Below are 18,914 nucleotides of genomic sequence, written 5' to 3'. Positions count from 1 at the left end.
AACACAAATAGTTGTTGCGATAGCGTTTTTTCTGTCTCTTCTAACTGTCCCCATGCCCACGCGCGGCTCGCGCCAAGGCGCAATCAGGGGACGGTCATTGGCAAGCTACAGCCTTAAATCGGAGAGTTCGGCACGCGGTGCGCGGATGCTTCGCACGGCGCTGGGCGCTTCGATCGCGGGCTGGCTGGCGGACCCGAAGACCGTCGAGGTCATGCTGAACCCCGATGGCCGGTTATGGCTCGACCGGCTGGGCGAAGGCCTGTCCGATACCGGCGAGCGGCTTTCACCGGCTGACGGTGAGCGGATCATTCGGCTGGTCGCCCATCATGTCGGCGCCGAGGTTCATGCAGGGAGCCCGCGCGTCTCGGCCGAGCTGCCGGATAGCGGGGAGCGGTTCGAGGGGCTGTTGCCGCCTGTCGTCGCAGCACCGGCCTTCGCGATCCGCAAGCCCGCCGTCGCTGTCTTCACGCTCGATGATTATGTCGCCGACGGCATCATGACGCGGTTGCAGGCGTCGGCGCTGCAAATCGCGGTCGCCGACAAGGCCAATATCCTGGTCGCCGGCGGCACCGGCACCGGCAAGACCACGCTGACGAACGCGCTGCTGGCCGAGATCGCCAGGACCGGCGACCGGGTCGTTCTGATCGAAGACACCCGAGAACTCCAGTGCAGCGCTCCCAATCTCGTCGCGATGCGGACCAAGGACGGCGTCGCCAGCCTGTCGGATCTCGTTCGCTCCTCTTTGCGCCTGCGCCCGGACCGGATTCCGATCGGCGAGGTGCGCGGCGCCGAGGCGCTCGATCTCCTCAAGGCCTGGGGCACGGGCCATCCCGGCGGCGTCGGCACGATCCACGCCGGCAGCGCGATCGGCGCGCTACGCCGCATGGAGCAGCTCATCCAGGAAGCGGTGGTGACGGTGCCGCGCGCGCTGATCGCGGAGACCATCGATTTCGTCGCGGTCCTTGTGCGCGACGGTCATGGCCGCCGCCTGTCCGAACTGGCTCGGGTCGATGGGCTCAACGCCGCCGGCGAATATGCGCTGCGCCAGCTGCCCGGCCCGCTCGAGCCCGTCCGCAGGGCGGAAGACGTCCCCATCCATCAGACAGGAGAACTCGGATGACCAACGCACTTTCCCGTTTCCGCAGCACCGCCAACACGGCGATGATCGGCCTCGTGGCCGCGCTCGCCATGTCGAGCGCGGCCAGGGCGTCGGGCTCCTCGATGCCCTGGGAAGCGCCGCTCCAGTCGATTCTTCAGTCGATCGAAGGGCCGGTCGCCAAGATCGTGGCGGTCATCATCATCATTGTGACCGGCCTGACCCTGGCGTTCGGCGACACCAACGGCGGGTTCCGGCGGCTGATCCAGATCGTGTTCGGTCTTTCGATCGCCTTTGCCGCCAGTTCCTTCTTCCTCTCCTTCTTCAGCTTCGGCGGCGGGGCCGTCATCTGATGCAGGGCGGTGGAGATGAGGTTGCGGGCTTCTACGCCCCCGTCCATCGGGCGCTGACCGAGCCCATCCTGCTCGGCGGCGCCCCGCGCACGCTCGCCATCGCCAATGGCACGCTTGCGGCCGCGATCGGTCTCGGCCTCCAGTTGTGGATTGCCGGCGGCGTGTTCTGGCTGGTCGGCCATCTCGCCGCTGTCTGGGCCGCGCGCCGCGACGCGCAGTTCGCCGACGTCGCCCGCCGTCATCTCCGATACCCCGCCTATTTGCGCGTGTGACGAGGAGCACTGCCCATGATGAACCTCGCCGAATATCGCAGCCGCGCCGCCTGGCTCAGCGACTTCCTCCCCTGGGCCGCGCTGATCGCCGAAGGCGTCGTCCTCAACAAGGACGGCTCATTCCAGCGCACCGCTCGTTTTCGTGGCCCCGATCTCGATTCCGCCACACCCTCTGAACTGGTGGGCGTTACCCACCGGCTCAACAATGCACTCCGGCGCCTGGGATCGGGGTGGTCGATCTTCGTCGAAGCCCAGCGCATCCCGTCCGACGATTATCCCGTTTCGGACTTCCCCGACCCGGTCTCGGCGCTGGTCGACGAGGAACGCCGCGCCCAGTTCGTCGACGCGGGTGCGCATTTCGAGAGCCGCTATTATCTCACGCTGCTCTGGATGCCGCCCGCCGAGGATGCGGCCCGCGCCGAAAGCTGGCTCTACGAAGGCAAGGCCAAAGACGGGGTCGATCCCTGGGAACTGGTCAAGAACTTCACGGATCGCTGCGCCCAGCTTCTCAATCTGATCGAGGGGTTCGTGCCCGAATCCGCCTGGCTCGATGATGCGGAGACTCTGACCTATCTCCACTCGACGATCTCGACCCGGCGCCAGCGGGTCCGCGTGCCCGAAACCCCGATGTATCTCGATACGCTGCTGGCCGATGAGCCGCTGACTGGCGGTCTCGAGCCCCGGCTGGGCCAGCATCATCTGCGCGTCCTCACCGTGATCGGCTTTCCGACCATGACCTGGCCGGGCATTCTCGATGAGCTGAACCGGCTCGCCTTTCCCTATCGCTGGTCCACCCGCGCCATCATGCTCGACAAGGGCGACGCGACAAAGCTGCTGTCGAAAATCCGGCGGCAATGGTTCGCCAAGCGCAAATCCATCGCCGCGATCGTCAAGGAAGTGATGACCAACGAGGCGTCGGTCCTCATGGACAGCGATGCGTCGAACAAGGCGGCCGACGCCGACGCGGCGCTACAAGAGCTGGGCGCCGACGATGTCGGTCAGGCTTATGTGACCGCGACCGTCACCGTATGGGACGAAGACCCCGGAATCGCCGCCGAGAAATTGCGTCTGGTCGAGAAGATCGTCCAGAGCCGCGACTTCACCTGCATCCCCGAAGGCATGAACGCGATCGAGGCCTGGCTCGGCTCGCTGCCCGGCCATGTCTATGCCAATGTCCGGCAGCCGCCGCTCTCGACGATGAACCTCGCCCATATGATCCCGCTCTCGGCGATCTGGGCGGGACAATCGCGCGACGAGCATTTCAAGGCGCCGCCGCTGCTGTTCGCCAGGACCGAGGGAAGCACGCCCTTTCGCCTGTCGCTGCATGTCGGCGATGTCGGGCACACGCTTGTCGTCGGCCCGACCGGCGCGGGCAAATCCGTGCTGCTCGCCACCATGGCGCTCCAGTTCCGGCGCTATGCCGGCAGCCAGATCTTCGCCTTCGATTTTGGCGGCAGCATCCGCGCCGCCGCGCTCGGGATGGGCGGCGACTGGCAGGATCTAGGCGGCAGCCTGTTCGCGAGCGAGGCCGGGAAGGAAGAGGACAGCAGCGTCCTGTTGCAGCCGCTGGCGCGGATCGACGATGCGGCCGAGCGCGCCTGGGCCGCCGAATGGCTCGCAGGCATATTCGAATCCGAAGGCGCGACCGTCGATCCGCAGGCCAAGGACCATATCTGGTCGGCCCTGACCTCGCTCGCCAGCGCTCTGCCCGGTGAGCGAACGCTCACCGGGCTCGCCGTGCTACTCCAGTCGCAGGAGCTGAAGCAGGCGCTTGCGCCATGGTGCGTGGGCGGCGCCTGGGGGCGGCTGCTGGATGCCGAACAGGAACGGCTCGGCACCGCCTCGGTGCAGGCGTTCGAGACCGAAGGGCTGATGGACAGCGGCGCGGCGCCCGCCGTTTTGTCCTACCTCTTCCATCGCATCGCCGGGCGGCTCGATGGGAGCCCCACGCTCATCATCATCGACGAAGGCTGGCTGGCGCTGAACTCGCCCGCCTTCGCGCGCCAGCTCTCCACCTGGCTGGTGACGCTGCGCAAGAAGAACGCCAGCGTCATCTTCGCTACCCAGTCTCTCGCCCAGATCGAGAACAGCAGCGTCGCGCCCGCGATCATCGAAAGCTGCAAGACGCGTATCCTGCTCCCCAACGAACGCGCGCTCGAGCCGCAGATCGCCCGCATCTACCGCGCCTTCGGTCTCAATGACCGGCAGATCGAAATCCTGGCCCGTTCGACGCCCAAGCGGGATTATTACTGCCAGTCCCCACGCGGCAACCGGCTGTTCGAGCTGGGTCTCGGCGATGTTGCGCTCGCTTTCGCGGCCGCCTCTTCCAAGACCGACCAGATCACCATCGGCGAACTGATGGACACCCATGGGCAGCAGGGCTTCGCCGCCGCCTGGCTGCGCCATCGCGGTCTGAACTGGGCCGCCGACCTTCTGCCCGCTTTCACAGAGGAGAATCCGCTATGACACGTCATAAACTGCGCCGCAGCATCATCGCTGGCATCGCGATGCTGGGTCTAACAGCCGTCTCAGCGCCTGCCAGCGCGCAGCTCGGCTTCGGCGGGATCGTCTATGACCCGACCAACTATGCGCAGAATGTGCTGACGGCGGCGCGCTCGCTCCAGCAGATCAACAATCAGATACAGCAGATCCAGCAGCAGGCGACGTCGCTCATCAACGAGGCCCGAAACCTCGCTTCGCTGCCGTTCAGCAGCCTGGGCGAGCTTCAGGCGCAGGTTCAGCAGACCCGCCAATTGCTGAGCGAGGCGCAGCGCATCGCCTATGATGTGAAGACGATCGAGGATGCGTTCACGGCCCGCTATCGCGACGTCGATATGAATGCGTCGGAAGCGACGCTGATCGCCAATGCCCGCGAGCGCTGGCGGGACAGTGTCGGCAGCTTCGAGGATGCGCTCCGCGTCCAGGCCGGCGTCGTCGGCAATATCGAAGGCTCGCAGACGGCGATGGCGGACATCGTCGGCGCCAGCCAGTCGGCGACCGGGGCGCTTCAGGCGGCCCAGGCCGGCAACCAGCTTCTTGCCCTGCAATTGCGTCAGATCGCCGATCTCACCGCGCTTCTCGCCGCGCAGGGCCGCGCCCAGGCGCTCGAATCCGCGCGCAACGCCGCCACCGAAGAGCAGGGCCGCGAGCATTTTCGCCGTTTCATGCGCCGCAGCGGCCAGTGACCGGGCGATAATCGACAAGGGGAAACGCACATGAGCCGCAGCGCCAGGATCGCCGGAGTCGCGCTTGCCGGAGGCCTGTTGATGGCGACCGCTATCGCCATAGCGGTCGACGAGCGCAAACCTGCCGCGCCTCTGCCATCGCCCACAGATCTCGCGCCGTACGATCCCTTGCGCGACGAGCTTGCCCGTTGCCGCACGCTCACCATGCCGGATTCCGGCTGTGACGCGGCCTGGGAAGAGCATCGCCGCCGCTTCCTCGGACGCGAGGGTGACCGCCATGAATGATACCGGCGTCATCAACACCTTCCTCGACACCTTCAACAATTACATCGACAGCGGCTTCGGGCTGCTCGGCGGCGAGGTCGCGTTCCTCTCGACCACGCTGATCGTCATCGACATCACGCTCGCCGGTCTGTTCTGGGCCTGGGGCGCCGATGAGGACGTAATGCACCGGCTGGTGAAGAAGGTGCTTTATGTCGGCTTCTTCGCCTTCGTCATCGGCAACTTCTCCGCGCTCGCCGGCATCGTCTTCGAGAGCTTCGCCGGGCTGGGCCTGAAGGCGAGCGGATCGGCGATCAGCCTTGCCGACTTCATGAAGCCGGGCAGCGTCGCGGCCGCCGGATTCAATGCGGGCGAACCGCTGCTCGATGCCGCCGGAGAACTGACGGGTCCGGTCGGCCTGTTCACCAACTTTGTCCAGATCGCGATCCTGTTGATCGCCTGGGTCATCATCCTCATCGCCTTCTTCATCATCAGCGTGCAGCTCTTCGTGACGCTGATCGAGTTCAAGCTGACGACGCTGGCCGGTTTCGTTCTGCTCCCCTTCGCACTGTTCAACAAGACAGCCTTCCTCGCGGAAAAAGTGCTCGGCAATGTCGTCGCCTCCGGCATCAAGGTGCTGGTGCTCGCTGTCATTGTAGGCATCGGCACGGGCCTCTTCGCGCAGTTCGAAAGCGCCTTCGGGGAGATGCCGACCGCCGAACAGGCGATGTCGGTGGCGCTGGCCGCTCTGGCCCTGCTCGGTCTTTCCATCTTCGGTCCCGGCATCGCGACCGGGCTCGTGTCGGGCGCGCCCCAGCTTGGCGCCGGCGCCGCTGTCGGCACCGCGCTCGCCGTAGGCGGAATGGCGGTTGGCGGGGCGATGGGCGCGCGCATGGCCGCGGGCGGCGCCGCCTCCGCCATCGGCGGCGGCATGAAGGCGGGAGCGGCGGCTGCGCGCGGCGGATCGTTCGCCGCGGGCGCCGCCGCCAGCAGCTACAGCCTTGGATCACTCGGCAAGAGCGGGGCCGGCGCCGTTGCGGGCGGTCTCTCCGCGGTTGGACAGAGCGCCGCCAGCGGCGCCGCCAGGGCAGCCATCGACCCCATCAGGAACGCCGCCGCCAAGGCCAGTCAATCCATGAAATCCAATTTCCGCTCCGGCGCGCGCGCCGGCTTCTCGGCCTCGGGCGGAACGATATCGGGCGGGTCTGGCGGTTCGGGCGGTGCTTCGGTCGCATCCACATCCGCCCCCGCAACATCAGGCGGAGGGGCGCCGCCTGCCTGGGCGAAGGCGATGAAGCGTCAGCAGGCGCTGCAACGCGGCGTCGCCTCGGTCTCGCACGCGGTCCGCTCGGGCGATCGCGGCGGCGGCGGCATGTCGCCCGACATCAAGCAGAAGGATTGACCGCTCATGTTCAAGCGACCCTCCATTCGATACGGCAATGCCCCCGAGCCGGAAACGCCTTACCAGCGCGCAGCGCAGGTCTGGGATGAGCGTATCGGCTCCGCCCGTGTCCAGGCCCGCAACTGGCGGCTTGCCGCCTTCGGCTGTCTCGCACTGTCCGCCGGTCTTGCCGGCGGTCTCGTCTGGCAGGGCGCACGGGGCACGATCACGCCCTGGATCGTCGAGGTCGACAAGCTCGGGCAAGCCCAGACGGTCGCACCCGCCAATGCCGCCTATCGGCCGAGCGACCCGCAGATCGCGTTTCATCTGGCGCGGTTCATCGAACAGGTCCGCAGCATTCCCGCTGACCCGGTGATCGTGCGCGAGAACTGGCTACGCGCCTATGACTTCACGACCGATCGCGGGGCGATGGCCCTCAATGATTACGCAAGGTCGAACGATCCTTTCGCCAATATCGGCCGGGTCCAGATCGCCACCGAGATCTCCAGCGTCATCCGGGCATCACCCGACAGCTTCCGGGTCGCCTGGATCGAGCGCCGCTATTCCGACGGCAGTCTTGCCGCCACCGAACGGTGGTCCGCCATTCTCACCATCACCGTGCAGCCGCCGCGCGATCCCGAGCGCCTGAGGAAGAATCCGCTCGGCATCTACGTCAACGCCATCAACTGGTCGAAGGAACTTGGCCAATGACCATGTCCGCATCTTCCCGTCGTCAGGCGCCGTCCCGCATTTACGTGCTTCCGGCCCTCATGATTTCCGTATCCACGCTTTCGGCCTGCGCCACCAGTGCCGCCAGACCACCCGCCATCCGCTATGACGATGCGCCCGCTATCGCCGCCGTCCAGACCTTGCCAGCGCCTGCACCTGTCGAGATCGTCACGGTGCCGGAGCCTCTGCCGCTTCCGGGCCAGTTGAAGCCGCTTGAAGACAGGACGCCGCCGCCCGAGCCGGTCGATCCGTCGGCGCGTGTAAACGAGGCCAATGCGGCCGCGCGGATGCAACCTGTGCGCGATGGCTTCATCAATGCGATCCAGGTCTACCCCTGGTCGGAAGGGGCGCTCTATCAGGTCTATGCCGCGCCCGGACAAGTGACGGATATCGCCCTTCAGGAAGGCGAACAGCTTGTCGGACCTGGGCCGGTCGCCGCTGGCGACACGGTGCGCTGGATCATCGGCGATACGGTGAGCGGGACCGGGGCTTCGGCGCGGGTCCACATCCTCGCGAAGCCGACGCGGCCCGATCTTTCCACGAATCTCGTGATCAACACCGACCGTCGAACCTACCATATCGAACTGCGTGCTACGCGCGCGACATGGATGGCCTCGGTCTCATGGACCTATCCGCAGGACCAGCTGATCGCGCTGCGCGGCCAGAACGCGGCAGCAGCCGGAGCAACGCCCATCGCCACTGGTGTCGACGTCGCCCGGCTCAACTTCCGCTACCGCATCGAGGGTGACGAAGCGCCCTGGCGGCCGCTGCGCGCATTCGATGACGGCGCGCAGGTATTCATCGAGTTTCCCGCCGGCATCGCGCAAGGCGAAATGCCGCCCCTCTTCGTGATCGGCCCCGAAGGCGGCGGCGAGCTGGTCAATTACCGTGTCGCCGAACGCCATATCGTCGTCGATCGCCTGTTCGCCGCCGCTGAACTGCGTCTGGGCGGCGAGCGTCAGCAAGTCGTCCGCGTCGTGCGCGATGACGGGACCCGCCAGCGCAGGAGCCGGCGATGACCGGTGATCGCGATCCCCGTTCCGAGGGTGAAGGGCCGGAAAGGGAAGATGGGGCTGGCGCCGCGGTGTTGGCCGAGGGGTCAGGAGACGAAAAGCCGGAACTCCAGGTGGAGGACGAGCACCACCTCGACGGGCCGCCGCTGGCTGATCCGGCCGGGTTCAGGCTGCGGGGCGATCCGCCGCGCGTCATGCGCCTCTCACGCAAGGCCATGGCGACGCTCGGTGCGGTCGGCGCGCTGGCGGTGGGCGGTGCGCTCACCTTCGCGCTGCAAAGCCGGGACAAGGCCGCGCCGGAAGAACTCTATAATACCGATAGCCGCGCCGTAACCGAGCAGGTGGCCACCGCCCCGCGCGACTATAGCCAGTTGCCGGCTGGCGTACCCCCACTCGGCGAACCGCTCCCAGGCGACCTCGGCGGTCCGATCCTCGCCGCCCAGCAGGAAGGCGGCGCCGTCGATCCCACGGCGGCGCCTCCCGTGGGCGCACAGGCAATGACGCCGGAGGAGCTGGCGGCGCAGCGTGCGGCGCAGGAACGCGAGGCAGCTCTTGCGAGCCGGCTGTTCCTCGGCGGTCAGGGGGGAACCGCAGCGTCAGGTCCTGTCACGCCCACCCCATCGCCCAGCCTGGATCTGGCGGCGCTCGGCGCCGCCTCGCCTGCCGCGCCAGAGCCCGCGGACGGTCCGAACATGCAACGGGCGAAGCGCGAGTTTGTGGAGCGCTCGCCCGAGAACCGCACCGTCAACAGCGGTCAATTGACAGCACCCGTCTCGCCCCATGTCGTGCAGGCGGGCAGCGTCATCGCGGCCGCGCTCATTACCGGCATCAGTTCCGATCTACCGGGCCAGGTCACGGCGCAGGTGACGCAAAGCGTCTATGACAGTCCGACAGGCCGCACCTTGCTCATCCCCCAAGGTTCGCGCCTGATCGGCGACTATGACGCAGACGTCGCCTTCGGACAACGCCGCGTGCTGCTGGTCTGGAACCGGCTGATCCTGCCCGATGGCCGCTCGATCATCCTCGATCGCCAGCCCGCGGGCGACCCCGCCGGTTATGCCGGGCTCGAGGACCGGGTCGATGAACATTGGGGCGGCATCCTGCGCGCAGCGGGTCTTTCGACCCTGCTCAGCATCGGGGCTGAGCTTGGCACGGATTCCGATGACGATATCGCCCGCGCCATTCGTGACGGCGGGCAGAATACGATCAATCAGGCGGGTCAGGACATCGTTCGCCGCCAACTCAATATCCAGCCCACGCTGACCGTGCGGCCCGGCCATCCGGTACGCGTGCTGGTGAGTCGCGATTTGATATTGGCGCCCTGGAGACAGACACGATGACCAAACTCAAACTCGGCGATCTCGCGGAAAGCAAACCGGTCCGCCTCACTATCGAGCTGCCGGCCTCGGTCCACTCCGACCTTGAAGCCTATGGCCGCGTGCTTGCCGGTGACGGCGCCCAGCCTGTTCCGCCCGCGCGGCTTATCGCCCCAATGCTGGAGCGGTTCATGGCGACGGACCGGGGATTTGCGAAGGCGCGTCGTCAGGCGCCGAAGTCGTCTTGAAATCGCTCGATCTGGTGCATCCGCTCATGCAGTACGGTCACGATGCCCACCGTGCCATCCTCGAGCAATTTCCAGTAGATCACGTGGCGCTCATAACGGCATACGAAACCGTCGACGCCAAATTCCGCGGGGATCGGTCGCCACGGGAAGCGGCGTTCAGCGATCGCCGTGAACCGGTCAAAGAGGCCGCGGATGTAGCTGTCCGCCTGCGCCTCTCCCCAAGCGTCGAGCGTGTGGAGATAAATCTCATCCAACCGATGCCCGGCGGCCGATTGGACCCTGAACTTGCTCATTTTTGAGCGCGACGCGCATTTCGACGAATAACGTCTTCGGCATCAAGGGTTTCGTAGCTGCTGTCGGGCGCAGCAAAGGCCCGGGTCAGTTCGGCTTTGAGCCGCTGGAATGACTCGTCTTCGCGACGCGACTTATCTTGTCGGATGAGGTCACGAACATACTCGCTCACATTCTCGTAGGCGCCATTCTCTCCGATATTTGCCGCGACGAAATCGCTGAGCGAGCCGGAAACGCGAACATTCAGGGTCATGGGTTTGGGCATCGCGGCCTCCTTTCCTTGTCCTCATATTAGTGGATATTGTGGACATCACAACCCGACGTTCCATCGCTGATGCACCAATCTGAACTATCCCGATCGCTGTTTCGGTTGCCCATGAAAGCGTCGAATCGCGCCTTGCCGTCGGCTTCGGCGATTGCGATCTCGGCATTGGCGCATTCCTGACCCCGCACCGTGCCTGCGGCGCATTGCACGACGATCTCGCGCGCTTCGTCGAGATGGGCTTCGAAATATTGCGTGCCGCGCGCCTCCCCGGCAGGGGCCGCCAGGCTTGCGCCCTGACTGGCGGCGGGTGCGCTATCGACCGGTATAAGGACAGGTCGCCGCACAAGGCCCGATCCGAAGCCGATCGCCAAAGTGACTATGCCATCGTGACCGCTGGCCCGATCTGATCGCGTCTAATTTTTGGCCTGAACCTCGATGCGGGGATGACCGGCCAGGATCTCGCAAATGATGTCGAAATAGGTTGCACCTGCGCCCCGTTCCAAGGCGGCGAGATCGTCATTGATGCGGGCGACGTTGTACCGATCGGGAGCGTCCAGTTTTGCGCGGTAATAAGCCCGCGTCGCTTCCAGCCCAAGATCGGTGCGGTTTTTCTCCATGCCCCGCCAGATCAGGACGACAGGGCCGCTCCCCTGCAAGGCGCCGTAACCCCCATAGAGCATGTCATCGAGCGCATCGAGGCTCGGCCCCAGCTTCCAATCCCCATTGCCCATGAAGACGCGGTTGATCTCGTCATAGAAGGACGGGATGTCGTGGATATTGCTTCCCTCGATGACGAAGGTTGCAGGCGTCGAGCTATCGTTCAAGAATGAAGCCCCGGCTTGTCAGCTGCATCCGATCGGGATTCAGGCCGGAAGCGACGAGCGCCTGACGGGCGGAGCGCCCCAGCGCGTCGATGGTCACCTGATCCCGCGATTTCTGCGCCTGCTCGGAGGCCAGGTCCATCAGGATCGCCTGATACAGCAGGGTTTCGGCAAACTCCTGACGCCGGGCCGGCGTGTCGAGGCGCGCGGCGGCAAGGTCGAACGTCGAAGCTGTTTGCATCCGCGCACCTGTAATCGCGGAACGCGGTGGCGGCGTGGTGAGCCCTTTTGCAGCGCCCCACATCGCCAGGCGATAGATGGTCACTGCGTCGATGACGTCGCCCGACCGCAGACCGAAGGACGACAAGGCGCGATCCCCCATGGCGATAAGGTCGTGCCGCGCGAAGGTGGCGGACAATTCTTCACCGGCGGCTTCGTTCTGCCGCGTCACGGCTGCGACGAGCTTTTGTTGCACGGTGCGGCGGACATTGGGATCGACCCGATAGGTCGCATCCATCCGTGCTGGCGCCGGGGGCGTGCCGCGCGCTCCGTTTTCGCCTTCCTCTGCCGGATTGACAATCATGTGCTGCCGCATCGTGGCATGGACCTGATTCATCGCCTCGGATGCCGCGAGATTGTTCCAGTCCTGCGCGGCGGCCGGCGTCGCAAACAGTGGAAGAGCAAGGAAGGCCGCGAGAACACGCATTTTAAGTCGATTCCGATCCAACATCAGTTCTGCTCCATAGCGCCCTGCATCGGCTGCGGATCTCAACAGTCAGTCGTTAACCTCACGATCCGCCCGCACGGTCGGATTCTTTTGTTGCGGGTCTGTGACTGCATCCTGCTGGAGATTGACCTTCACCTTCGAGGACGAAATCCTACCAGAGCCGCTTCACTGCGAAGCTATCGAACAGTGCCTCATTCGACACGAGGAGCATATCCTCCGATTGAGCCTGAGCGATCAGAAAACGATCAAAGGGATCCTTGTGGGTGATCTTCATCTCACCCGCCAGTCTGGCGTGGTGAACGGTAATCGGCAGTTCGGTAAACCCTTGGGATGCGACGATCGTCTCGAACTCCTGCGCCAGAAGCGCCGCGTCGGGCAACTTCCCGATCCGAAACTTCGTTGCGACTTCCATCGCCGAAGCCGCGCTCACGGCGACGCTGTTCACATCGTCGGCGATTGCATCGCGGGCGATCTCGCTAAGTGCTTGATCCCCCGCGAGCCACCAGATCAGAGCATGGGTGTCGAGAAGAAGTTTCACCCGAGATCCCAACCCTTCAATTCGTCGTCAGGCAAAGGTTCATTGAAACGGTGATCCATTGCGATCTTGCCCTTTAGCGCTCCAAATCGACGTTTCCCAACAGGAGCAACGGGGACAAGGCGCACAACAGGCTGACTCCCGCGCGCGATCACGACATCACGGCCATCGAGAGCGGCGGCGATGAGTTTGGACAGGTTGGTCTTCGCGTCGTGAACAGAGAACTGAGCCATGGGTATCTCCCTTAGCTAAGAATATAGCTAATTTGACGGCTCTCAACAAGACGCTCCCTGTATAAACGACGCGTCTGGGTGGATGCGGCGGATCAACGCTTCCCTTTATCGCCCCATGAAGGCGTCGAAATTGGCCTTGCCGTCCGCCTCAGCCACAGCGATGTCGGCATTCGCGCATTCTGCCCCGCGCACCATGCCGTCGCGGCATTGCGCGATGACTTGGCGGGCCTCGTCCAGGTTGGCCTCGAAATATTGCGTTCCCCTCGGTTCTGATGATCCTACCGCATCGGCCCCCGGCAATAGCACCGGGCGCAGGACGAACCCCGAACCAAACCCGATCACGAGCGCGACGATCGCGATCACCAATGACTTTGCGGGCATCCGGTTATTCCTTTGCAATATCTGTGGGAACGGGAGCGCCGGATCAGGCATCCGGGTAACGCTCGCGGATGAGCCCGAGGAACCGACGCAGCGCGGGACTTGTGTCGTCGCTACGCCAGTAACAGCCATAGTCGATCCGGGCCTGGCCGGTCGGCTCATGAACCTCGCGGAAGATGATGCCCGGATGATTGACGCCCAGCGCCGATTCCGAAACCAGTGTCAGAAACCAGCCTGCGGACACCATCGCCAGAACATTCTCACGGCTGACATCCTGAGTTTCTACGTCGGGCTCGTAGCCTGGCTCAGCGAGACGGGCCTGAAGGAGGCGAACCAGGTCAGGGCCGGGATCTTGTGTGCCGAGGACGAAAGTCTGGCGGCGCAGATCGTGCCAGTAGATTCTCTCCGTCTCGACCAGCGGATGTTCGTCAGGCAGGGCGACAAGGACGCGTTCGGACCAGAGTGGGCGGCGTCTGACGCCAGGATCGCCAAGGTCGCCGGTAACGACGGCTAGATCGATCACTCCGGCGTGGAGCGCGTGATGCAGAAAGCCGCGATCCCGCTCGACGCCATTCAATCGCACATCGGGAAACCGGCGCTGGAACTCGACGATCGCGAAGCGCAGATCGCCGGCGGTCAGTGAACTGCAAAAGCCGATGGTCAGTTCACCCGCATCACCGTTCCGCATGGCGCGCGCTCGCGTTTGCAGAGTCTCGACCTCCGTGAGTATCCGACGGGCGGTGGCGATGATCGGCAAACCCTCTGGCGTCACGAACGCGCCGCGGGTCCGGCGCTCGAACAGTTTCACGCCGAGGCGGTGTTCCAGGAGCAGCACATTTCGGCTGAGCGTCGCCTGTTTGATCCGCAGCAGCGCCGCAGCCCGTGAAAAGCTTCTGGTTTCCGCAGCGAGCACTGCGTAGCGCAATTGTTTCGTTTCTAACGGCACGACCGACCTCCCCGATGGAGGAAGGGAGGGATGTCCGGGACAGTCTGCCGGTCCGCCCCCGAGATCCGTTGCTCACATCACTTCCTCCTGACTGAAAGACCAGCGCAGGCGGCTGCAAACGAAACGGATTCTGTCATTGAAACGAAATAATTAACCTTGTCAGCTCATCAGGGCGTTCAATCCGTCAGGATCTGCACCATGGTCCTTACATGAGCATCGATCCGCTCCAGCACGGATGGAGGAACGACGTCCCGTTCTGGCAAGGTCCACCAGTGCTTGTCGATCCGATGGACTGTCTCGGCCACGGCTTTGAGTACGGCGGGCTCTGGAAGTCTTGCCCGGTTGGCGAAGGCCTTCCACCGAGCCGGTCCCAGTGCCTTGAACGATCGCTCACCGCCAAGCGACAGCGCCAGGCCATCTGAGGGAATATAGGGAACCGTTGAAAGCGTGTCGTAGATCGGCGCCAGTGCTGGGGTGTCGCCCGCGCCCGGATAGATCAACGACCAGTTCTTGAGATGCATATCTCCGTTGCCCATCACAGCCGAGAGGGTCAGTCTGCGGACGAATTCCAGCGCGGCGAAGGATGAGATTGCGACGTTCAGCACCGAAGCGATGTCGTGGAAGGCGGCCCCGTCATATTTACGTGCGGGATAAAGGCCGAAGATCTGCGCGAAATCTTCGATATGGACGCGCCGTCCATTCGCCGTTCGATCGAAACGGCGAACGAGGAGAACTTGCCCTTCGGCAAGCGTATCAAACTCTTCGGGTATCCCCTCAAACTGGTCGCGGCTGAGAAGCTCCCGCTCGGGCACGTTCATCCCGATCGCTTCGGCGAGCGCGAGGTTCGCGAACTCATTTTCCGACACGCCCGGAAAGGCGGTGGACGGGAATTTGGCGATATATTGCCCTTCGCCGTCACCAAGCGGCAGCGTCAGACCTCCGCCCTTGCCGGTGTTCTTCATCACCGACAGCTTCATTTGCACGCCCGCCAGCGAAAAGCGCACCTTGCGCGGTCCATCTGTGGTTCTCGTCGCGACGCTGGCTTGTCCGTCGGAGGGCAATACGCGCACAGCGCCGGGCAGATCAACGCCGAGCGCCGCCAGGAGATCAAAATCATTGCCCGGCCGCACATTGCCGGCATGGTGCCTCTCCATCGCTGCGCGCAAATGGTCTTCGGGCAGGAGGTTGGCGAAAAAAGGCGGCAAGGCGCCAGAGACGGGACGCGCGTCTTTACGCAAGCCCCCCGAAGCGGAGCGAAGGGACAGGCTCAGGATCGGAACACCGCCGGTCGCGCGATAGGCCGGATCAAGGCTGAAGGCGCTGAAATCACCGGGTGTTCTGACGATCGTGCCGACCTTCACATCCCTCAGCAACACATCCATGCAGGTTATCGTCTCAGCGGTTGGCAAGGCTGTCATCACCGCTCTTCCGGTTGCGGGCTGAAGGCTGGGCGATCATCCTCTGTTTCCGGATGTAAGAGCGCCGCCACAGCCGGCGCCATTGCCTGGGGCACCAGCATCATTTCGAGGCCGACGGCCCGGGCGATGTTGATCAATGTCGTGGCGCGCGCCGCTGCAGCCCCTGTCTCAATGTCGCGATAGCGTGGGCGTGATATGCCGGCGAGATCGGCGACTTGTTCCTGGGTCAGGCGCGCGGCCTGCCGGGCGCGCCGAAGGTGGTCGCCGATCTCTTTCAACGTGCCATCTTCCATTTGATACCTTTACGGATCGATCGACTCATAATTGATCCGAATAGGTATCACATCGACGAAGTGTAATCAATCAAAGATACTAAAACATATCATTTATACACCGAATGGATCGTTTTCAGATCATTGCGCGCGTTCGAGGCGCGGGAATGGCCGGAAGTGGGTTAGCTCATGACCACCACGCCGCCGGCGAGATGGCGGGCGCGCAGGTTCAGCAATTGCTCGATCTGCGGGACGGCTTCCTCGATCCGGTTGGTGTGGAAGATCGCATTGACCTCAAGGCCGCCCAGCGCCGTATTGGCGAGCACAATCTTGCCCGAACGGTAGAGATTGATCTGGTCGACCACCTCGGCCAGCGACGCGCCTTCGAAGATCAGCAGGCCCCGCCGCCAGGCCGTCGCCTTGGCGCCATCGATCTCGCTGCGCCGTGTTCCGCCGTCGGCTGCGACGAACACCTGTTCATTGGCGCGCAACATGATCGGCCGATCGCCGCCAAGGCATGTCACCTCTCTATCGACACAGGCGATGCGAACGCCGCCATCGAGGCGCTGGACGTTGAAGCTGGCGCGCCGTGTCGAGGCCTCCACTGCGCCTGCCTTCACCCGGAACGGCGCACTGCGTTCCCCGGCGGTGATGAAGGCCTCGCCGACCACGAGACTGATGCCGTTTGCACCGTCGCGGGTCGTGTCGAGCAGGGATATGGCGGTGCGGGAATTCATCTCCACCTTGACGCCGTTTACGGGCGCAAAGGCGTATCGCTGCCCGATTGCGGTCCGGTGGTCCGCGGTGAGCTCGGCAAAGGAAGGCCAGAGGCCGAGCGGCGGTCGGGCGACGCCCAGCGTCAGTGCGGCGAGCGCTGCCGTGCCGCCGCCGGCCAGAACAGCGCGGCGGCTCACCATGGCGGGCTTCTTGTTGTGCTTCGCCGCGACGGCGTAATTGCGCACGCCGGCAATCTCACGAAAGGCGGCCTCGTGCGCCGGGCTGGTGGCGCGCCATGCCGCAAGCCGGGCGGCATCGTCGTCCGTCGCTGCGCCGGAGGTCAGGCAGACGAGCCAATCGGCCGCTTCGACGAGCAGGTCGTCGGCGTCATCTTCACGGATCTCCCGATCCGTCATCGGCAATCCGAATCCAACGGGCGCGGCCATTGCGCGGTCTGCATCCTCAATTCTTTCTCCTCCTATCGGGTAGACACGCGAGCGGCCCGCTCAGCGAAAGGGTTTTTTCGCCGGGTACGACGCGCGCAGTGCAAAATGGCGCCGCGCAGGTCCATCTGGATCAGCCGCACCGTCACGCCATAGTGCTCGGCGAGTTGCTCATGGCTCATCGTGCCGGTGAAACTCTCAATGAAGACGTGGCGCTGGCGGGGCGTCAGTTCACCCAGCACTTTCCAGACATGGGCGAGTTCGCTGCGCGCCAGGGCGATCCGTTCCGGGCCGGGCGCGTCATCGGGGATCGACAATATGTCTTCGATATCCTGGCTGCCCAATACGCGGCGCTGTTTCGCCGACAGGGTCGCGGCCATGTTGATCGCCGCGCGATAGATATAGGCGTCGGGGTCGTTGACGGGCGCGTCATCTTTGAGATCGCTGAACTTGATCCAGGTCTCGTGCAGCGCTTCGCCGGCCAGGTCCTGCGAGCCAAGACGCGCGGCCAGGCGATCGCGAATTTGGGTGTAGCGGAGCGCCAGCGTTGTTTTGAGACTGGCCCGCGTCGCGCTCATTGACGCCGCCTCCCGCCAGGCCGCGCTTCACGTCCCGCAAAACGGTCGGTTTCCACTTCGAAGCGCATCGACCGGCTTAGCCCCTCGGGCGGCGGGCTGCTGATAAGCGTGCCGAACAGGATCTGGCGGACGCGGGCGTCCCAATCAGGTTCGGAACTGCCGCGCATCAGGCGCACCTCATCGATGCGGCCGGTCGGATCGACGGAGACGGCGATCTCGATGCGAAAACTACGCCCCTCATAGGCGCCGTCGCGCTTCAGGCGCTCGAAGATTTCCGTCTGAACGCGCTGGGCATAATGGTTGTAGGCGCTCGGATCGCGGCGACCGACCAGGCGCGGCGCGCGAACTTCCGCCATGTCGAGATGGAGCGCGGACGGGCTGGCCGTCACCGCATTTCCGGCCCGGTCGGTCGGTGGCGGCTGGCCCGCGACGAAAATCACCGCGGAGTTGGGGCCGGTGAAGCGCGCCGAGAGGCCGGTGCCTTGCAGCAGATGCCGGAGCGCGGCAGGCGCGGCATAGACGCCGCTGAGCGGTGTGGACTGCCGCGCACCGGCGAGGCTTTGGCGATAGATGATGTTGACGCCGCTCACGGTCGCAAACTCGGCAATCGCCTGCGCCACGGGTTGGGCGGGAATATCGTAGCGCCGCTCTTGCATCGCCGGCGCTGTCTGGGCTGCCGCCGCCCCGGCCATGCAGATCGTGAAGACGATGGCGGCAACGAGCAGAAGCCCTCGTCCGCTTCGCCTGACTGCAATGAAAGGGATGCGCGCAACCCTTGTCATCCGAGCCTGAAGGTCACCGGGAGGACGACGCTGAGCTGGCCGGGCCAGCCTTCCGGGAAAGCCGGGAGGGGCTGCGCGCGCATGACCGCGGCCACCGCTTCCCGGTCGATGTCGGTGGCGCCGGAGCTTTCTCCAACCCAGGCCTCGATCACTCGCCCCTCACGCGACATGGTGAAGTGCAGCATGACCACGCCCTCGCGGCCTGCATCGCGCGCACCGGCGGGATAGAGGCGGTAACGCGCCAGATGAGCCTCTAGTCGCCGGCGATAAGCGAGGACATCGGCGGTCGGGAGATTGGCCAGATCCTGTGCGTCGCCCTGCGCCTCGGCACTGGCGCGCATCCCATCTGACTCAGGCCCGGCAGCGCGCGGCAACGGGTCAGGATCTCCGGTCAGGCCGGACGCCTCCGGGGGGCGTGGTTGCGACAGAGCCTCCGCCATCTCGCCGCGCTGGGGCCTGTCGTCGCGAGCGCGTCCGTCCGCGGGATCAAGGGGGATGAGTTCGACGATCAGTACCGAACCGCGATCGCCGCCGGCGACGTCGCGAACAGGCGTGCCCTTATCCCAGGCCCATAAGAGAGCAGCCCCCATGGCAGCGTGCATGGAGAGCGAGGCGAGCCAGCCTATCAGTCGTGTCGAGACCTCCCGACTCATC

26 protein-coding genes are annotated in these 18,914 nt (G+C 64.8%); 11 read left to right on the top strand and 15 right to left on the bottom strand.

What is annotated here, in order from left to right; all coding sequences use genetic code 11:
• Window positions 1–97 precede the first annotated feature (97 nt).
• The 11 genes from trbB to GGQ90_RS19330 are packed head-to-tail and all read left to right on the top strand — an operon-like array spanning window position 98 to window position 9,854.
• Entirely contained in the window at window positions 98–1,120 is a 1,023-nt protein-coding gene (gene trbB / locus GGQ90_RS19380; RefSeq protein WP_015460433.1) for a P-type conjugative transfer ATPase TrbB, read from the top strand.
• Entirely contained in the window at window positions 1,117–1,449 is a 333-nt protein-coding gene (locus GGQ90_RS19375) for a TrbC/VirB2 family type IV secretion system protein (protein WP_015460432.1), read from the top strand. The genes trbB and GGQ90_RS19375 overlap by 4 nt, the downstream gene beginning before the upstream one ends.
• Window positions 1,449–1,721, top strand: coding sequence for a VirB3 family type IV secretion system protein (locus GGQ90_RS19370; RefSeq protein WP_015460431.1), 273 nt, complete (start codon window positions 1,449–1,451; stop codon window positions 1,719–1,721). Before GGQ90_RS19375 ends, GGQ90_RS19370 begins: the two co-directional genes overlap by 1 nt.
• 15 nt (window positions 1,722–1,736) lie before the next feature.
• Complete coding sequence (gene trbE / locus GGQ90_RS19365; protein ID WP_015460430.1) at window positions 1,737–4,187, top strand: conjugal transfer protein TrbE; 2,451 nt, start codon at window positions 1,737–1,739, stop codon at window positions 4,185–4,187.
• The gene (gene trbJ, locus GGQ90_RS19360; protein ID WP_015460429.1) at window positions 4,184–4,906 is read left to right on the top strand and encodes a P-type conjugative transfer protein TrbJ; all 723 of its coding nucleotides are present in this window, start codon (window positions 4,184–4,186) and stop codon (window positions 4,904–4,906) included. Before trbE ends, trbJ begins: the two co-directional genes overlap by 4 nt.
• A 30-nt stretch (window positions 4,907–4,936) precedes the next feature.
• Window positions 4,937–5,191: a putative entry exclusion protein TrbK-alt gene (gene trbK-alt / locus GGQ90_RS19355; protein ID WP_015460428.1), complete on the top strand. Its 255-nt coding sequence runs from the start codon at window positions 4,937–4,939 to the stop codon at window positions 5,189–5,191.
• Window positions 5,184–6,569 carry a P-type conjugative transfer protein TrbL gene (trbL, locus tag GGQ90_RS19350; protein ID WP_015460427.1) on the top strand — a complete coding sequence of 462 codons (1,386 nt, stop codon included), beginning with the start codon at window positions 5,184–5,186 and terminating at the stop codon, window positions 6,567–6,569. The genes trbK-alt and trbL overlap by 8 nt, the downstream gene beginning before the upstream one ends.
• A 6-nt stretch (window positions 6,570–6,575) precedes the next feature.
• A complete protein-coding gene (gene trbF / locus GGQ90_RS19345; protein ID WP_015460426.1) occupies window positions 6,576–7,259 on the top strand; it encodes a conjugal transfer protein TrbF in 684 nt (227 codons plus the stop codon).
• Between the two features lie 59 nt (window positions 7,260–7,318).
• Complete coding sequence (trbG, locus tag GGQ90_RS19340) at window positions 7,319–8,296, top strand: P-type conjugative transfer protein TrbG (RefSeq protein WP_246428322.1); 978 nt, start codon at window positions 7,319–7,321, stop codon at window positions 8,294–8,296.
• The gene (locus tag GGQ90_RS19335) at window positions 8,293–9,630 is read left to right on the top strand and encodes a TraB/TrbI/VirB10 family type IV secretion system protein (protein WP_084653088.1); all 1,338 of its coding nucleotides are present in this window, start codon (window positions 8,293–8,295) and stop codon (window positions 9,628–9,630) included. Before trbG ends, GGQ90_RS19335 begins: the two co-directional genes overlap by 4 nt.
• On the top strand, window positions 9,627–9,854 hold the full coding sequence (locus tag GGQ90_RS19330) for a DUF2274 domain-containing protein (protein WP_015460423.1): 228 nt from the start codon (window positions 9,627–9,629) through the stop codon (window positions 9,852–9,854). Before GGQ90_RS19335 ends, GGQ90_RS19330 begins: the two co-directional genes overlap by 4 nt.
• Here GGQ90_RS19330 and GGQ90_RS19325 read toward each other — a convergent pair.
• The 15 genes from GGQ90_RS19325 to GGQ90_RS19255 form a co-directional block, all read right to left on the bottom strand.
• Window positions 9,833–10,147, bottom strand: coding sequence for a type II toxin-antitoxin system RelE/ParE family toxin (locus GGQ90_RS19325; protein WP_015460422.1), 315 nt, complete (start codon window positions 10,145–10,147; stop codon window positions 9,833–9,835). The genes GGQ90_RS19330 and GGQ90_RS19325 overlap by 22 nt on opposite strands.
• Entirely contained in the window at window positions 10,144–10,410 is a 267-nt protein-coding gene (locus GGQ90_RS19320) for a ribbon-helix-helix domain-containing protein (protein WP_015460421.1), read from the bottom strand. Before GGQ90_RS19320 ends, GGQ90_RS19325 begins: the two co-directional genes overlap by 4 nt.
• 26 nt (window positions 10,411–10,436) lie before the next feature.
• Window positions 10,437–10,781, bottom strand: coding sequence for a hypothetical protein (locus tag GGQ90_RS19315; RefSeq protein ID WP_015460420.1), 345 nt, complete (start codon window positions 10,779–10,781; stop codon window positions 10,437–10,439).
• A 42-nt stretch (window positions 10,782–10,823) separates the two neighbouring features.
• Window positions 10,824–11,234 carry a barstar family protein gene (locus GGQ90_RS19310; RefSeq protein ID WP_015460419.1) on the bottom strand — a complete coding sequence of 137 codons (411 nt, stop codon included), beginning with the start codon at window positions 11,232–11,234 and terminating at the stop codon, window positions 10,824–10,826.
• Window positions 11,224–11,937, bottom strand: a complete 714-nt coding sequence (locus GGQ90_RS19305) for a DUF6683 family protein (RefSeq protein WP_015460418.1) — start codon at window positions 11,935–11,937, stop codon at window positions 11,224–11,226. The genes GGQ90_RS19310 and GGQ90_RS19305 overlap by 11 nt, the downstream gene beginning before the upstream one ends.
• Before the next feature lie 172 nt (window positions 11,938–12,109).
• Window positions 12,110–12,496, bottom strand: coding sequence for a type II toxin-antitoxin system VapC family toxin (locus GGQ90_RS19300; protein ID WP_015460417.1), 387 nt, complete (start codon window positions 12,494–12,496; stop codon window positions 12,110–12,112).
• Window positions 12,493–12,726, bottom strand: a complete 234-nt coding sequence (locus GGQ90_RS19295) for a type II toxin-antitoxin system Phd/YefM family antitoxin (RefSeq protein WP_015460416.1) — start codon at window positions 12,724–12,726, stop codon at window positions 12,493–12,495. Before GGQ90_RS19295 ends, GGQ90_RS19300 begins: the two co-directional genes overlap by 4 nt.
• 105 nt (window positions 12,727–12,831) lie before the next feature.
• Window positions 12,832–13,089 (bottom strand): hypothetical protein, encoded by a 258-nt coding sequence (locus GGQ90_RS19290; protein ID WP_343053909.1) that lies wholly within the window; start codon window positions 13,087–13,089, stop codon window positions 12,832–12,834.
• Window positions 13,090–13,150: 61 nt separating this feature from the next.
• Window positions 13,151–14,050, bottom strand: coding sequence for a LysR family transcriptional regulator (locus GGQ90_RS19285; protein WP_084653085.1), 900 nt, complete (start codon window positions 14,048–14,050; stop codon window positions 13,151–13,153).
• A 176-nt stretch (window positions 14,051–14,226) separates the two neighbouring features.
• Window positions 14,227–15,432 carry a type II toxin-antitoxin system HipA family toxin gene (locus tag GGQ90_RS19280; protein WP_015460411.1) on the bottom strand — a complete coding sequence of 402 codons (1,206 nt, stop codon included), beginning with the start codon at window positions 15,430–15,432 and terminating at the stop codon, window positions 14,227–14,229.
• Between the two features lie 35 nt (window positions 15,433–15,467).
• The gene (locus GGQ90_RS19275; protein ID WP_015460410.1) at window positions 15,468–15,761 is read right to left on the bottom strand and encodes a helix-turn-helix domain-containing protein; all 294 of its coding nucleotides are present in this window, start codon (window positions 15,759–15,761) and stop codon (window positions 15,468–15,470) included.
• A 161-nt stretch (window positions 15,762–15,922) separates the two neighbouring features.
• On the bottom strand, window positions 15,923–16,873 hold the full coding sequence (locus tag GGQ90_RS19270) for a FecR family protein (protein ID WP_187294015.1): 951 nt from the start codon (window positions 16,871–16,873) through the stop codon (window positions 15,923–15,925).
• A gap of 62 nt (window positions 16,874–16,935) precedes the next feature.
• Window positions 16,936–17,478, bottom strand: coding sequence for an RNA polymerase sigma factor (locus tag GGQ90_RS19265; protein ID WP_015460408.1), 543 nt, complete (start codon window positions 17,476–17,478; stop codon window positions 16,936–16,938).
• A complete protein-coding gene (locus GGQ90_RS19260) occupies window positions 17,475–18,170 on the bottom strand; it encodes a secretin and TonB N-terminal domain-containing protein (RefSeq protein WP_015460407.1) in 696 nt (231 codons plus the stop codon). The genes GGQ90_RS19265 and GGQ90_RS19260 overlap by 4 nt, the downstream gene beginning before the upstream one ends.
• Before the next feature lie 86 nt (window positions 18,171–18,256).
• Window positions 18,257–18,850 (bottom strand): energy transducer TonB family protein, encoded by a 594-nt coding sequence (locus tag GGQ90_RS19255; protein ID WP_223178349.1) that lies wholly within the window; start codon window positions 18,848–18,850, stop codon window positions 18,257–18,259.
• Window positions 18,851–18,914: the final 64 nt, after the last annotated feature.

The organism is Sphingobium scionense (assembly GCF_014197035.1).
Taxonomy (GTDB): Bacteria; Pseudomonadota; Alphaproteobacteria; order Sphingomonadales; family Sphingomonadaceae; genus Sphingobium; species Sphingobium scionense.
Note: the sequence above shows the minus strand (reverse complement) of the source record. Positions and strands in the feature narration are given on the sequence as shown.

Coding starts and splice junctions, on each gene's coding strand:
- trbE (WP_015460430.1), top strand. CDS start 1,737: ATGATGAACCTCGCCGAATATCGCAGCCGCGCCGCCTGGCTCAGCGAC.
- GGQ90_RS19295 (WP_015460416.1), bottom strand. CDS start 12,726: ATGGCTCAGTTCTCTGTTCACGACGCGAAGACCAACCTGTCCAAACTC.
- GGQ90_RS19370 (WP_015460431.1), top strand. CDS start 1,449: ATGCAGGGCGGTGGAGATGAGGTTGCGGGCTTCTACGCCCCCGTCCAT.
- GGQ90_RS19335 (WP_084653088.1), top strand. CDS start 8,293: ATGACCGGTGATCGCGATCCCCGTTCCGAGGGTGAAGGGCCGGAAAGG.
- GGQ90_RS19265 (WP_015460408.1), bottom strand. CDS start 17,478: ATGAGCGCGACGCGGGCCAGTCTCAAAACAACGCTGGCGCTCCGCTAC.
- GGQ90_RS19270 (WP_187294015.1), bottom strand. CDS start 16,873: ATGACGGATCGGGAGATCCGTGAAGATGACGCCGACGACCTGCTCGTC.
- GGQ90_RS19375 (WP_015460432.1), top strand. CDS start 1,117: ATGACCAACGCACTTTCCCGTTTCCGCAGCACCGCCAACACGGCGATG.
- GGQ90_RS19320 (WP_015460421.1), bottom strand. CDS start 10,410: ATGCCCAAACCCATGACCCTGAATGTTCGCGTTTCCGGCTCGCTCAGC.
- trbL (WP_015460427.1), top strand. CDS start 5,184: ATGAATGATACCGGCGTCATCAACACCTTCCTCGACACCTTCAACAAT.
- trbF (WP_015460426.1), top strand. CDS start 6,576: ATGTTCAAGCGACCCTCCATTCGATACGGCAATGCCCCCGAGCCGGAA.
- GGQ90_RS19255 (WP_223178349.1), bottom strand. CDS start 18,850: ATGGGGGCTGCTCTCTTATGGGCCTGGGATAAGGGCACGCCTGTTCGC.
- GGQ90_RS19305 (WP_015460418.1), bottom strand. CDS start 11,937: ATGCGTGTTCTCGCGGCCTTCCTTGCTCTTCCACTGTTTGCGACGCCG.
- trbG (WP_246428322.1), top strand. CDS start 7,319: ATGATTTCCGTATCCACGCTTTCGGCCTGCGCCACCAGTGCCGCCAGA.
- trbK-alt (WP_015460428.1), top strand. CDS start 4,937: ATGAGCCGCAGCGCCAGGATCGCCGGAGTCGCGCTTGCCGGAGGCCTG.
- trbJ (WP_015460429.1), top strand. CDS start 4,184: ATGACACGTCATAAACTGCGCCGCAGCATCATCGCTGGCATCGCGATG.
- GGQ90_RS19260 (WP_015460407.1), bottom strand. CDS start 18,170: ATGGCCGGGGCGGCGGCAGCCCAGACAGCGCCGGCGATGCAAGAGCGG.
- GGQ90_RS19275 (WP_015460410.1), bottom strand. CDS start 15,761: ATGGAAGATGGCACGTTGAAAGAGATCGGCGACCACCTTCGGCGCGCC.
- GGQ90_RS19280 (WP_015460411.1), bottom strand. CDS start 15,432: ATGGATGTGTTGCTGAGGGATGTGAAGGTCGGCACGATCGTCAGAACA.
- GGQ90_RS19330 (WP_015460423.1), top strand. CDS start 9,627: ATGACCAAACTCAAACTCGGCGATCTCGCGGAAAGCAAACCGGTCCGC.
- GGQ90_RS19325 (WP_015460422.1), bottom strand. CDS start 10,147: ATGAGCAAGTTCAGGGTCCAATCGGCCGCCGGGCATCGGTTGGATGAG.